General features: G+C 41.5%; 8 protein-coding genes. 5 read left to right on the plus strand and 3 right to left on the minus strand.

Features of this window, described 5'->3' with window-relative positions; translation table 11 throughout:
* Positions 1-204: 204 nt before the first annotated feature.
* The 4 genes from DQW11_RS10075 to DQW11_RS10095 all read left to right on the plus strand — a co-directional run bounded on the left by DQW11_RS10075 (position 205) and on the right by DQW11_RS10095 (position 9,810).
* Positions 205-2,247, plus strand: a complete 2,043-nt coding sequence (locus tag DQW11_RS10075) for a T9SS type A sorting domain-containing protein (protein WP_157966087.1) — start codon at positions 205-207, stop codon at positions 2,245-2,247.
* 96 nt (positions 2,248-2,343) lie between these two features.
* Positions 2,344-3,975, plus strand: coding sequence for an LVIVD repeat-containing protein (locus DQW11_RS10080; protein WP_113923947.1), 1,632 nt, complete (start codon positions 2,344-2,346; stop codon positions 3,973-3,975).
* Between the two features lie 748 nt (positions 3,976-4,723).
* Positions 4,724-6,715: a glycine-rich domain-containing protein gene (locus DQW11_RS10090; protein WP_198669876.1), complete on the plus strand. Its 1,992-nt coding sequence runs from the start codon at positions 4,724-4,726 to the stop codon at positions 6,713-6,715.
* A gap of 503 nt (positions 6,716-7,218) precedes the next feature.
* Positions 7,219-9,810 (plus strand): glycine-rich domain-containing protein, encoded by a 2,592-nt coding sequence (locus DQW11_RS10095; RefSeq protein ID WP_113923950.1) that lies wholly within the window; start codon positions 7,219-7,221, stop codon positions 9,808-9,810.
* Between the two features lie 175 nt (positions 9,811-9,985).
* Here DQW11_RS10095 and DQW11_RS10100 read toward each other — a convergent pair whose 3' ends face one another.
* The 3 genes from DQW11_RS10100 to DQW11_RS10110 form a co-directional block, all read right to left on the minus strand.
* Positions 9,986-10,408 (minus strand): nuclear transport factor 2 family protein, encoded by a 423-nt coding sequence (locus DQW11_RS10100; RefSeq protein ID WP_113923951.1) that lies wholly within the window; start codon positions 10,406-10,408, stop codon positions 9,986-9,988.
* A 70-nt stretch (positions 10,409-10,478) separates the two neighbouring features.
* Complete coding sequence (serS, locus tag DQW11_RS10105) at positions 10,479-11,756, minus strand: serine--tRNA ligase (protein WP_113923952.1); 1,278 nt, start codon at positions 11,754-11,756, stop codon at positions 10,479-10,481.
* Between the two features lie 88 nt (positions 11,757-11,844).
* Positions 11,845-12,612 carry a hypothetical protein gene (locus DQW11_RS10110; RefSeq protein ID WP_113923953.1) on the minus strand — a complete coding sequence of 256 codons (768 nt, stop codon included), beginning with the start codon at positions 12,610-12,612 and terminating at the stop codon, positions 11,845-11,847.
* Positions 12,613-12,687: 75 nt separating this feature from the next.
* Between DQW11_RS10110 and DQW11_RS10115 the strand changes: the two genes are divergently transcribed.
* Positions 12,688-13,668, plus strand: coding sequence for an isopenicillin N synthase family dioxygenase (locus DQW11_RS10115; RefSeq protein ID WP_113923954.1), 981 nt, complete (start codon positions 12,688-12,690; stop codon positions 13,666-13,668).
* Positions 13,669-13,671 lie beyond the last annotated feature (3 nt).

The raw sequence follows: 13,671 nt of genomic DNA on the forward strand, positions 1-13,671 counted from the left end.
TTGGAATTTTTGTTTTGTAAACTAACAATTTTTTTAATTAATCAGGTTTGATTTATTTCATTACGTTTTTTAGAGGGCATTGCTATAAGTTTTGCCTTTCTGCCACCCAACTACTTAGAATAACTCAGAATGAAATTGATTTTTATTGATAATTGGACTTATTGTTTTTTGAAATCCATTGGTTTCAATACGATATGGATTGTTATGGCTTTTCTCTTCATCACCAACTTATCCTTCGGGGAAGGATCCGGGAATTGGGGAACAGAAAGCAACCGGCAAAGCTTTTTATGGTATCCGGGTAATTCTGGTTCAGGCGGATTCAGCAACAGAGGGTATATGCTATTGCCTTCAAATGTGTCCGGGTACAATGGCGGACATAGATTATATGTCTATGCCAAGGCTGGAGAAACAGTTTTTTGGGGATTTAGAAGGGTGGGAACCACCGGAACCATAAGGGTAAGGTGGTTTTATGACGCCAATTCCACAGGGTTTTTTCCGACAGGAACCTCAGGTTCGTCTAGGACCCAAATTGCAATTCAAGACTATAATCCGAGCAGTAGCGGGGATATACAAGGAAGACCCGGTTCAGCTTCGAGTGCATTGAATGGGCCTTCCCAAATTACCGGTTCAGGATACTCGGCATTTTCATTTGTAAACAATACCGGTGCCGCAAGGGCTTTTTGGGTGGAAATTACCAATACTTCTAACAACCATATTACCGATGGGTTCAATATCAATTTTTGGGACATAACAGTGGCATCTGGTTCTTCGGGTGGCTTTAATGAGCACAGAGGTCGGGTTTATTCAAGGTTTTGGAGTATCGCCAATTCACGTCAGGATCCAAGTTCGACCACTCTTACTCTTACCAAATCTTCCGCCGATAATTATTCATTTCACAATAATTTCGGGTTTTTTGTCCCAGTTGACAATACTTTTACCTCCTCAGGGGATGATTATTTTGTCAAATACATCAATTTTGCAGGATCCAGTGGGGGATGGACAAACTTTTTTGCCAACAAGGATGGCCCTCGGAATGACCTCACTTTTGAGGAAAATAGGAAATCCAGGTCAGGGACTTCCAACAACTTTCAATATCCGCTATTCGTCAGTGAGCCTGATATTTCAATCTGGAAATCCACAGCGCCGCCTTCAGCAAGTCTTGTCATTGACTATGAACCAAAATTGCCTCCGGACATAGGAGGAGAGGCAACGGTCAACCTGACAATCAGCCTTCCTGCTGTGGTTGACGTGCTGATAGATCTTAATGGTAACCTGACCTACGACGCAGGGACGGACCTGATTATTTCTGAGAAATATGATGCGCCGGGGACATATCAGATTTATTGGAACGGAGAAGATGCAGATGGAAATGTGGTCCCTGCCGACAGTGATGTGGAGGTGGTAGGAACTGTTGTCTTTTTCCCTGTCCATTTCCCGATTTTTGACTTGGAGCAAAGCCTCGGCATGAGGGTTACCAATATCAGACCAGGTGCACCCGGAAATAACAGCCTCTTTTGGGATGATTCTTTGATCCCTAGGACGGGATTGACGCCCAGCGATAGCCCACAATCATTGATGGTCAATACAACGGGAGTTTTGGGCCCGGACCATATATGGTGGGCTTCAGGTGATAATGGATTTGGAAACAACATCACAATCAACAGTTGGGCAGGATCTTACAACACCGAGGTCCAAGGGTCCTTTAGGATTCTGCCTGTTCAATGGCTCTATTTCAGGGGAAAATCAATAGAAAACAGAGTTAGACTGGAATGGGGAACTGCCCAGGAAAAGAACAATGAAAAGTTTATCCTACAGCGCTCCAAGGATGGCAAATCGTGGTCTGAGATATCAGAAGTGAAGGGTGAAGGAAACAGCGAAAAGCCGGTTTATTATCTTGGATGGGATCCAAGTCCAATGGTCGGTCCAAATTACTATAGGGTGAGACAGCTTGATTTTGATGGGAAAGATGAATTTACAAGTGTCATTAGAGTGGATTTTATCCCTGATTGGGAAATTCACTTGTATCCCAATCCTGTCGCTGATCAATTGTTTATCCAAACCAAAAAAGTGGACAAATTGGAAGTTGTCCTGGTCGACAGCCAAGGGAATAGGATACCTCTCCAAGCAAAATTGATCAATGAGGATAAATTGGAATTTGATGTAAAGGACTTAAGCGCCGGTTTGTACCTCGTCTATATTTATAATGAAGAAAAAATCCTGGTCAAAAAACTTATTAAAAGGGAATAATTATCCATGTTTCTCTTTGTCCTCCCTACCGGTTGGTCAAAATCACATTAACTGAATGCTATAATTTAATTCAACAATTTTCTCACTCATCTAAGTATGCGTAAATTACTGTTACTTTCATTTTTAATTGTTGGCGTCCTTTCCTGCCGACCGGATGGAGATGAACCTATTTCAGATCCAACAGTATTGGTTAATAAAGATTCCGAATCTTTAAATACGAGACTTTCTCTTGAAGGTGCCGGGGTCGTAGGCATCATTTCCTTAGATGTCATCAATGGCAGGCTGAAGGAAGATGAAGAACTTGCCGGAAAAGTCCCTCTGATCATGGTGTCCCAAGTAGATCCACCTTTATATGAGGGCAAAATACTCAAAGCAACCCATGTGGATATAGCTGATGGCTTTGCTTACGTCAGTTACAACACAGAAGGTGCGGAGTTTTTGGGTGCGATCGAAATTTTTGATATCGCCGATCCCCTGTTTCCAAAAATCAAGAGTCAGGCTATCTTCAAAAATGGCGACATCAACTCCCTTACTTACAAAGAAGGAAAAATATATGCTGCTGCCGCATTTGATATAGACAAAGAAGAGGGAATCAAAACCCCTGCACAGCTAGTTATAGTCAGTGTGGTTGATGGTGTTTTTACGTCAGATTTTACCAAATTTGACATTGAGGGATGGGCCGCTGTGGATGTGTCAGCCACTGACAATGATATAGCAGTGGCAAGTGGCAGCAATGGCTTGGTGGGGTTATTTGATTCCAAAGGGGTGATGAAAGCTGAATTCCCAATGGCTGACCTGAGATCTGTAAAATATGGAAACGGCGTTTTGGGTGCATTGAGTGGAACAGAAGGCATCTCAGTCTTGGACCCGGCTAGTCTAAAGGTACTGTCTACCATCAATCTTGAAAGGGACATTGCCGAATCCAAAAGGACTTTGGATATGGGTCCGGGATTTTTGTTGGCTTCGGAAGGGAGAAAAGGTGTGGGCGTTTATTCCATCGAAACAGGTACCTTGATGCAAAGGTTGGATATTCCATTGAATCCGGAAGGAGTAGCCGAGGGGGACATTGTAACCAACGCGGTCTCTTTTGATGACGGCAAAGTGTATATGGCCAATGGAGGAGCAGGTATTTCTGTGGCTCAATTGATGGAAAACGATATTTTGGAGGAAATCGGGATTTTGGGAATCAATGGATCCTCCAATTTTATCAAGGCCCATAATGGGTACATTTTTGTGGCTTCAGGTAGTCAGGGACTTCAAATCTTGACTTTGACCGACAAAGATGAACTTGCTTTGGACCCAGGGATTGTTTGTGGCGGTTTTCCGGCATATGAAGGAAATGCAAATCTGAATGTCAATACAAATGAAGTGATGGAATTCTCAGGCGCAGCTTCCCTTAAAAATGTAAATGTCGGGGGCCAACTGACTTTCTGCGGTTCATTGGCAATTGAAAACAGCCTGAATTTGAATAGCGGGGGAACATTTATGATGAACGGTTCTTTTGTTTTTGGCCAATACAACAGAAACAATACCCTTTCCATCAATAGCGGAGCGGTATTGAAAGTTTCTGGTTCGGTGGTAATGTACGGCGATTTGAATCTAAATTCCGGTGCTACCATCGAGTTTGTCGGTGAAGCTAACAGCGTGACTATTTTTGGTAGGGTTAGAAAAGGAAATGGAGTAACCATAAAAGGTGATTTCATCGACACCGAAAACAAACTGAAATAGAAAATATAAAAATGGAATACATGATAATTACCCGGTGGGATTTCGAAGGAAATGCCTCCGGTTTTTTTGTTTTTATTGGGTTTGGGACAATTTTTTCTAAAACTAATTTTTAACCGTTTATATTCTAAAGATTCTTAAAACCTTTGTGGATATTGTTTCCCTCTTTTTTTCAGGTTGTGAAAATCATCATTTTTTAGAATTCCATAAATAAATTAAGATACCGATGGGTTGGTTTTTTGAGTTTCACATAGATGCGAGCTTAATTTTTTGAAACACTTTAAAATCGGTCTGATTTCAGTTTAGAGGGAATTGATTTTATGAATTTGATGCCAACTAGCATGATTTTTTTATTTCCATGTTCTGAAAACAATCTTTTGGTAACCTGACACACCCTTTTCTATCAAGGCAAAAAAATCCTGCATTTTTTTGTAAATAATTTGTATATTTGAAATACAAAAAAGTATATTTGTAATACATTTTAATTTATAAAAAAATGTTTTATAAGTATTTTATCATCTCGCTCTTTATCCTTGCATTTTTTCACTTTCAGAAAGTGAATGCCCATTGTTCCAGTTGTACTGTTTCGATAAACGGAAATGGAAACCCATCTTCCACTATTGGAAATAATTCTGTTGTATGTTTATCCGGGGTAAGAACTTTACCAATCAATTTCAATAATAGTTCAGGGGTTACTATTTGTATAGACCCAAGCGGAAGAATAAATGCACCATTTAACAGTTTGACATCCTTGAGTCTCATCAATAATTTCGGGACTTTGACTATGGGCAACGATTTTAATGGTAATTGGACAATCAATAATTTTTCTACCTTAAACTTCAATACTGACATAAATTCCAACAAGACTGTAAATAATTATGCTGCAATGAATGTACAGAGTAATTTGACTGTCAATGGAGTATTGAATAGTATAGGCCAGCTTACAATAGGAGGCAGTGCTGTATTTAATAGCGCTTCAAATGTCAAACTTCAAGGTAATACAAGTATTGGAGGGTCTTCCACTATAAGCTCCAATATTGGTTTGGCAGGATCTCTTACCATAGCCGGTTCAGCCCAAATCAATTCAAATGCAGGATTTACATCATTGAATGCTAACCAATGTAACAGTATTACTGTAACAGGAGCTTTTTCAAGTAGTGGCTCAATTTCAGGAAATAACCTGAATTATATCGGAACCGGATTTTCGCTTTTTGTTAACAAGGCTCCAACCGGTAACTCTACTCTATTGGCCGGTGCTGTGGTAGGTACCTGTAGTGGTGTGGACTGTTTGGAATTCATCCAACTGGTCAATTCAAATAATGAGCGGGACGAAGTTTACATCTACAGGTGTTCGGGTGAGTTTAAATTGCCCGATGTAATTGATGGGGAGGAATTAATTGATGCCATGGCTTTGGTTATAGGCGGTGGAGGCGGTGGTGGAATGGGGGAAAGCGCAGGAGGTGGCGGTGCCGGTTCAGTATTATTTGTAGATGGGTTGACTTTATCTGTTGGCAATACTTATCCAGTCAATATAGGAGCAGGGGGAAGGGGTTCCTATACAGTTAGAGTGCAAGGGAGCAATGGAAGTCCTTCCAGTTTTTTCGGAATAAATGCAATTGGTGGCGGTGGCGGCGGTTCTTCCTCAACGCATGGTGGGGCAGGACTTTCAGGTGGGTCTGGAGGTGGTGGAGCTTTTAACAGCACATTATTGGGTGGCTCGAGTATCCCTCCAATAGGTATCTTGGGTATCACTGGGTCTTCTGGAGGTAACGGTAGTCAAAGTGGTAGTTCTAGTAACAGGTCCGGTGGTGGAGGCGGTGGTGCCAATGGGACAGGTGGCGGAGGCAGTGGTCAAAATCCAGGTTCCGGTGGAAATGGGATATCTTCAATGATTTTGGACGGAATAGACGGAGCAAGAATTTTCAATGGTTTTGGAGGTGGAGGCGGAGCTACAGGACGTAACTCAGGAGGACAACAAAGTAGTTCTTTCGGTGGTGCTTTCGCTGCTAATCGACTAGGAGGAAACGGCAACGCTCTAAATGGAGGTGTTGGTGGAGTGGGCTTAATAAATACCGGTTCTGGAGGTGGTGCAGGCCGTGGTGGAGGTGGAGATGGTGGAAGTGGAATTGTAATTATCAGGGTCTCTTATAAAGTTCTTCCTGTTGATTTTGTTAATTTCTTTGCCAAACACATTACTGAGAACAATAGTGTTGAGTTGAAATGGGCCACTGCCAAAGAATGGGGAAACAGTCATTTCGACATTGAAAGGTCAGTAGATGGGATTAATGATTTTAAGAAAGTAGGGGAAGTTCAGGGAATGGGTTGGAAAGATACAGTCTCAGAATATCAATATACTGACCTTAGCTTGCCTCTGACGGGAGGAAATATCTACTACAGATTAAAGCAAGTAGATTTTAATGGAAATTTTTCCATTAGCAAAGTGATTTCAGTTAAGGTAAACGGAGTTCAATTTACTCATGGAGTTTGGAGGGCTTACCCAAATCCAATAAAAGGTGAACAGCTACGCATTAGTTTACTTGACGGCTCACAATACAACATGGAGAAAATCAAATTCAGAATTATCCATCCAACATCCGTCTCTAGGGAGATTTCTGTAAATTCAGAAAATGAAATGAACGATGCAATTGCACAGATGATAGGTAGCATTCCAAATGGTGTATTCGTAGTGGAAGTTAGTTGGGGGAAAAAAGTGGAGCATATCAAGGTATTGAAAAAAAGATAGCATTGGTTTTTTAACCTTCATACATACCAAAAACCCAGAATTGGGTATTTGTTGGTATTTCTTATCTCAGATCCATTTTCATTATGAAGACAAACTAGCAAGAAAAATTGAATGGCTCAGGCTGATCTCAATATGAATTGCTATGTGCTAAGGTGTAGGATTAACCACAAGCAAAACGAAATTAGGCAACACTTTGGACCACCTTGTAGGTAATCAAAAGTTTTTCTGGATTTTAATTTTTTTAAAAATAGTATGCTAAATATTTTTTTATTGTTTCTTTATAAATTTTAAAATAATATAAAAAGAATATAAAATAAGAATAAAATTATTTAAATACTTTTTTATTTATCCATAACGAGATAAAATAAAATATTTAGTATAAAAAGTGAATATAAAACATTGATTTAGAATTTTTTTTATTGCAAACAAATGCATTAATTTGTATTTGAAATACATTAATATTTTAATGTAATTTTAATATCGGTTTTTTATCGCACCAAAAAATGAAAAAATCTTACATTTTATCCATACTTGCAGGTCTGCTATTGATCATTTTTAATGCCTTATTTTTTGGGGGTGAAGCTTATGGGCAAATAGCTCAAAGAGGGACCTCAACATTTGCCGAAACGCCTAATGTGCCAAATAACTCTAGCCTTACAATTCCAAAACCAACAGGAGTTGTTGCCGGCGATGTCCTAATTGCAAATATTGTACAAAATGAAACTGATAACGACAATGGTGGTCTTTCAGCAGCAACTGCTTCAGGATGGTTATTAATTGATGGAAGAATTTTTTATTCTGAGGGAACAAGTAATGGTAATAATGCTTGGTACGGGACTGTTCTTTACCGAGTAGCAGATGGCTTAGAAGGTGCTGCCTTTACATTTAATCTACCTAATTCAAGAGCGGATATGGCTGTTGGGTCAATAATGGCTTTTTCAGGGGTTGATGTTACTGGAGGAGTCCATGCCAATGGTACTGCTGGTGGTCCATTTGACGTGGATCCCGGAATTTTAAATATTCAAACCAACCCTGACGACGATATCTCAACAGGTTCCGGGATAACCACGGTAACAAATAATGCTGCGGTCATTATGCTTGCCCAGACAACCGACAACATAACTTTCAACAATACAGGAGGAAACCAATGGAGAACTGGAAATGACGGGAATCTTACAGAAATCCTAGATAGAAATACGGATAGAGCAGATGATGGTTCGATAGGTGCCGCTTGGATTACTAAGGCTATTGCAGGTAATACAGGAATAGGTGAAGTTCGAATTTCAGAAAATGAAAGGAGAGCCTCTATACTACTTGCTCTCAGATCTCCAAGAATTTGTGCTCCACTTAGTATTACTTCCCAAAGTACGGCAACACAAACGACATGCATTGGGGAAGCATTTAATTCGATATCGGTAACGGCATCAGGAACCGAACTTACTTACCAATGGTACAGTAACTCCTCTGCATCAACTAGTAACGGGACAATAATTTCCGGAGCTACTTCAGCATTTTATACTCCGCCTTCAACTTCAATAGGAACAACTTACTACTATGTCGTCGTGGGAGATTCTTGCGGGGCATCTCGGACCAGCGCTATTTCAGGAGCATTTATAGTTTCTGCCTGCCCCTGCTTCACAATTTTGGATAATGGGTCTTTATCAGGCGTTACAATTATTCAATTCAACAGGAATTGTACTTGGGAAGCTCCTGAGGGACTTCTTGATTTTGAGGTTTTGGTCGTCGGCGGTGGCGGTGGCGGTGGATATGGGAATGGTGGCGGTGGAGGAGGTGGCGGTATTGTACATGCACGAGTTGATGTAGAAGCAAGGCTGGTAAGTGGTCTTCCTGCAGGGAGTATCTTTCAGATTCAGGTTGGAATTGGTGGATCCGGAGCTACAGTTGACAATGTGAAAGGCCTTCAAGGTTCTAATTCTATTTTTGATCAAGGAGGACTATATCAAATATTTGCAGGTGGCGGAGGAGGCGGTGGTTCCGAAAATAATCAAGAGGGAGGAATTGGTCTAATCTCATCGCGAAATTTAACGACTCTTGGTTTTAGCACTTTTCTTCTGAGGGGTGGGTCCGGTGGTGGCGGGGCTGATGGTGAAGACGGTGGAAATGGTCAAAACGGTGCAGGAAACGGTGGGGATTCTGATGACGAAGAATCAGGTGGCGGTGGCGGTGGTGTTTCTGGCAACGGTTTAGATTCGGATGGGGATGAAGGGGGTGATGGTGGTTTAGGTTTACAGTTTTCAAGTTTTGATATTGTATCCAACAGGTTTTTTGGTGCAGGTGGAGGCGGTGGAGGCCAGGGGGATGCGGGAAATGGAGGAAGTGGAGGAAGTGGCGGTGCAGGTGGAGAAGGGGAAGATGGTGATCCATTACCAGGAAGACTTGGCAGAAATGGGGTCGCACCCGGTTCAGGAGGCGGAGGCGGTGCCGAAGAGGCTGCAGGCGGCAATGGGGCTAGAGGTATGGTTTTTATAGGCTATGCCAATTCAAGGATTTTACCGGTAGAATATGTTTCTCTTGAGGCAGAATTTAATGTAGAAGAAAGACAAACCGAATTGACATGGACTACTTCCATGGAAAGGGAAAATTCCCATTTTGAAGTTCAAAGGTCAACAGATGGATTGAAAAGTTGGGATGTGATAGGAAATGTAGAGGGGATGGGTTGGTCGGATGCCCCTGTAGATTATAGGTTTGAGGATGTGAACCCGAGCATTGCAGGAGGAACGGTTTATTACCGTTTGAATCAGGTTGATTTTGATGGCACATCAAGTCTCAGTAAAGTCTTGTCAGTTAAAGTTCCCGGTGTTCAATTTACCCAAGGAGTATGGAGGGCATATCCAAACCCGACAAGCGGAGAACAACTACGTGTCAGCTTGCTTGATAAGTCCCAATATTCCGGAGAAGATATTGCCTTCAAAATCATACATCCAACCTCAATCTCCAAGGCTGTGTCCGTGACCTCTGAAAATGAAATGAATGAGGCTATTTCGCAGATGATCAGAAGCGTTCCAAAGGGTGTTTTCGTAATCGAACTCACTTGGGGACAAAAAATCGAACATATAAAAGTCCTTAAAAAGTAACCAAACATTGATTTTAACAAAGCCTCTAAAAGTGTCCACTCTTAGAGGCTTTGTTGTTTGGTACATCCATGAATAAAGGGAGAAAGGCCGCTACATCCGGCTTCGGTCTTCGGTCTTCCGTCCCGTATGAAGCAGAAAATTGGGTTATTGGCAAAGAAGCTGATATCCACAAAATTCACCTCTTCTCTTCATACCAGGTCTTGTGGACGATTTTCCATTGGCCATCTTTTTTGATCAATGTCAGGAAATCGTAATAGTAGATCCCCGGCCAGAAAAGTTCGGTTTTGGCCAAAGCAGTATTTCCTTTCAATTCAATTTCCAAAAGGATGTTTTTGTACTTCGAAGGATCTCTTTTTTCTCCCTTTGCCGTTCCGTTTGCCCAATCCTCAAAAGTTGTTACCGTAAAATTCTCCCCCCGATACCCTATCAACCTCGCTTCAGGGATGAAAGCTTTTTCAAGTTTCCCCTTGTCCCTTTGGATCATGCCATCAAAATACAATTGCACAGTGGCGGCAATAGCCTCCTTTTCTTCTTTTTCAGATTGTGAAAAAGCAAAAAATGGAATCAGGAAAAACCATGGAAGCAATAGGAATTTCATTTTTTTGGGAATTTGGAATTTAAAAAAAGAACTTTGCCAAAGTTTTAAACTTTGGCAAAGATTGGATAAATCAAAATCCTATGGTATCAAAACCGAGATAAGGCACCAAGACTTTTGGCATTTTGATACCGGTTTCGGTTTGATTGTTTTCCAAAATGGAGGCTACGATCCTCGGCAATGCCAATGCGCTGCCGTTGAGTGTGTGTGCCAAAGTGGTTTTTTTATCCTCGCTTTTAAAGCGGAGCTTAAGTCTGTTGGCCTGAAATGATTCAAAATTACTAACAGAACTTACTTCAAGCCACCTCTCCTGCGCAGCGGAGAATACTTCCATATCATAGGTGAGCGCAGAAGTAAATCCCATATCACCCCCGCAAAGTCTCAAAACCCGATAAGGCAACTCCAGCTTTTGTAACAATCCCTGAACATAGAGGCTCATTTCCTCCAAAGCTTGGTAAGAATGCTCAGGATGGGAAAGGTGGACTATCTCCACTTTGTCAAATTGATGCAGTCTGTTCAAACCCCTCACATGGGCTCCCCAACTTCCCGCTTCTCTTCTGAAACAAGGTGTGTAGCCCACATTTTTGATAGGGAAATCAGATTCATTCAATATCACATCTCTGTAAATGTTTGTAATCGGAACTTCTGCCGTTGGGATCAGAAAAAGCTTGTCTACCGTGGCCTCATACATTTGGCCTTCCTTGTCGGGCAATTGTCCTGTGCCGTAACCGGAATCTTCATTTACCAAAATCGGTGGCTGAATCTCCAGATAACCTGCTTTCAGGGCTTCATCCAAAAAGAAATTGATGAGCGCACGCTGCAGTCTCGCTCCTTTTCCTTTGTAGACAGGAAATCCCGCACCGGCGATTTTGGTTCCAAGTTCAAAATCGATAATGTCGTATTTTTTGATCAGCTCCCAATGCGGTTGTTTGTTGTCAGGCAAAGCCGGAATTTCCCCATGGGTCAGGACGATTTCATTGTCTTCTGCAGACTTTCCCTTTGGTACTGAAAAGTGGGGGATATTTGGGATGGTATATAAAAGCTGTTTGAGTTCTTCCTCCGTCTGACTGAAGATATCCTCTAAGGATTTTACCTTATCCTTGATCTCGGAAGTAAATGTTTTTATCTTCTCGGCTTCCTCCTTTTTACCCTCCCGCATCAAAATCCCGATTTCTTTGGAATAATTATTGGATTCTGACTGAAGGGAGTCCCTTTGGGATTGGGTTTCTTTTCTCTTGTTATCCAGGTCCAGAACCTGAATTAGAACATCCTGTGCATTGGGGAAATTACGTTTTTGTAATCCTGCCAAGGTATTCTCAAAATTATCCCTGATTGTATTTACGAGTAGCATAGTATATGGTAGAGTGTTCTGTTGCTTATACAAAGATAAGGATGTTCCCCAAAACCAAGGGGGAATGCAGGACATATCTCCTGCCTGATTATTGGATTACAATGGTTTTTTGGGCGCTTGAAAACGGACCCTCCATGCTCTTTCCATTTTGGTTGGAAAGATTCAGTTGGATAAGATGTTCGCCTTTTGGGAGATTTAAAATACGGACCGGGTTGATTTCGGTGATCTCATAATGAAAATCACCCACTTTAATTTCAACCTGCAAGTTGTCCAGAAGCATATCCCCTCCTATGACCAAAAAATCTATGGTTACCTCTTCCCCTTCTAAGTAAGTTTGTCCGTTGACAGGCAAGTTGAGGGCAAGATAAGGTTCGGAGGAATAGGGGAAAGGCCTTGTATTTCCCACCATAAACTCCCTGTCGACATAATTTCCAAATTCTTTGAGTGCCAAACCCTGACTGTCTACCAGATAAGCTACAATCCTATAAGTACCTTCCTTTAATTCCTGTTGGAAAATCGGGGAATTGTGGCCTACAGGATCGCCGGAATTCAGAATGGTATTCAGCTTAAAACCGTCCAAATCTTCACCGAAAGGGTAATTTTTGATGTTGAATTCGAATGGGATTCTTCCCGGACTGAATTTTTGGTTGCTGAGCGGTGCGTACATCTCGATGATGGCGTCCGGATATTCTTTTTCCTCCTCATAAAAATAAAAGCTGACCTCTTTTTTCTCAATTTCCAAACTGTCAGAACCGGTCATTTCAAAGACTTTCTCTTCTTTTTTTTCTTTTAAACTACAGGAATGAAAAAGAAAAACCAGTACAGGCAACCAAAAATAGAGAGTCGTTTTTTTCATAGTGATGAAAGTCTAACAGCTAAATTATCTAAATTTGGGATATATTGCTGAATAATAAAAAACAAAATTTCGTAGATGAAAGATATTTTATACAATGAAATCCCTTCTTTGGATCTTGCGGATTTCACTTCAGGCAACCCGGATCAAAAGAAGGCTTTTGTCCAAAAGCTGGGAGAAGCATATAACAACATTGGATTTGTGGCCATCAAAAACCACGGATTGGGCAAAGAACTACAGGATAAGCTGTATGCGGTGATCAGGAAATTTTTTTCTTTGCCGGATGATGTCAAAGCCAAATATGAAAAGCCTGAAATCGGATTTCAAAGAGGATATACCGGCAAAGGAAAAGAACATGCGAAAGGAAGGAATACCGGTGATCTTAAGGAATTTTACCATGTAGGACAGGAGTTGGATACCATCCCGGACAGTGATGAGACCAAGAAAGAATATCCTGATAATATTTGGCCTTCCGAAGTTCCCGAGTTTAAGGATATCGCAAACGAAGCTTACCGAACACTAGAGGCTGCGGGCAAAAATATGCTCAAAGCAATTGCCCTTTACCTAGAGTTGGATGAAAATTACTTTGAAGATAAAGTGGCCTACGGCAATTCAATTTTGAGGCAAATCCATTATTTCCCTATCGAAAATCCTGACGCTGTCCCGGCAGATGCAGTACGCGCCGCTGAGCATGGGGATATCAACCTGATCACTTTACTCATGGGTGCAAGTGCGGATGGTCTTCAGGTATTGAGAAAAGACGGGAAATGGATTCCGATCACTGCACTTCCAGACCAATTGGTCGTGAATGTGGGTGACATGCTGGAGAGACTTACCAACAAAAAATTGAAATCCACGATCCACCGTGTTGTGAATCCGCCTCGGGAAATGATGCACACAAGCAGGTATTCCATACCTTTCTTTATGCATCCAAGGTCTGAGATGGACCTGACATGTCTTGAAAGCTGCGTTGATGCCGCTCATCCCAAGCAATTTGAAGATGCTACAGCCGGGGAGTTTTTGGAAGAGAGACTCCGTGAATTGGGTTTAAAGAAATAAGCC

It is taken from the genome of Cognataquiflexum aquatile, from assembly GCF_003316845.1.
Taxonomy (GTDB): Bacteria; Bacteroidota; Bacteroidia; order Cytophagales; family Cyclobacteriaceae; genus Cognataquiflexum; species Cognataquiflexum aquatile.

Excerpts from the sequence above, each read along its gene's own strand:
- DQW11_RS10075 (WP_157966087.1), top strand. The coding sequence starts at position 205 with ATGGCTTTTCTCTTCATCACCAACTTATCCTTCGGGGAAGGATCCGGG.
- DQW11_RS10080 (WP_113923947.1), top strand. The coding sequence starts at position 2,344 with ATGCGTAAATTACTGTTACTTTCATTTTTAATTGTTGGCGTCCTTTCC.
- DQW11_RS10095 (WP_113923950.1), top strand. The coding sequence starts at position 7,219 with ATGAAAAAATCTTACATTTTATCCATACTTGCAGGTCTGCTATTGATC.
- DQW11_RS10100 (WP_113923951.1), bottom strand. The coding sequence starts at position 10,408 with ATGAAATTCCTATTGCTTCCATGGTTTTTCCTGATTCCATTTTTTGCT.
- serS (WP_113923952.1), bottom strand. The coding sequence starts at position 11,756 with ATGCTACTCGTAAATACAATCAGGGATAATTTTGAGAATACCTTGGCA.
- DQW11_RS10110 (WP_113923953.1), bottom strand. The coding sequence starts at position 12,612 with ATGAAAAAAACGACTCTCTATTTTTGGTTGCCTGTACTGGTTTTTCTT.
- DQW11_RS10115 (WP_113923954.1), top strand. The coding sequence starts at position 12,688 with ATGAAAGATATTTTATACAATGAAATCCCTTCTTTGGATCTTGCGGAT.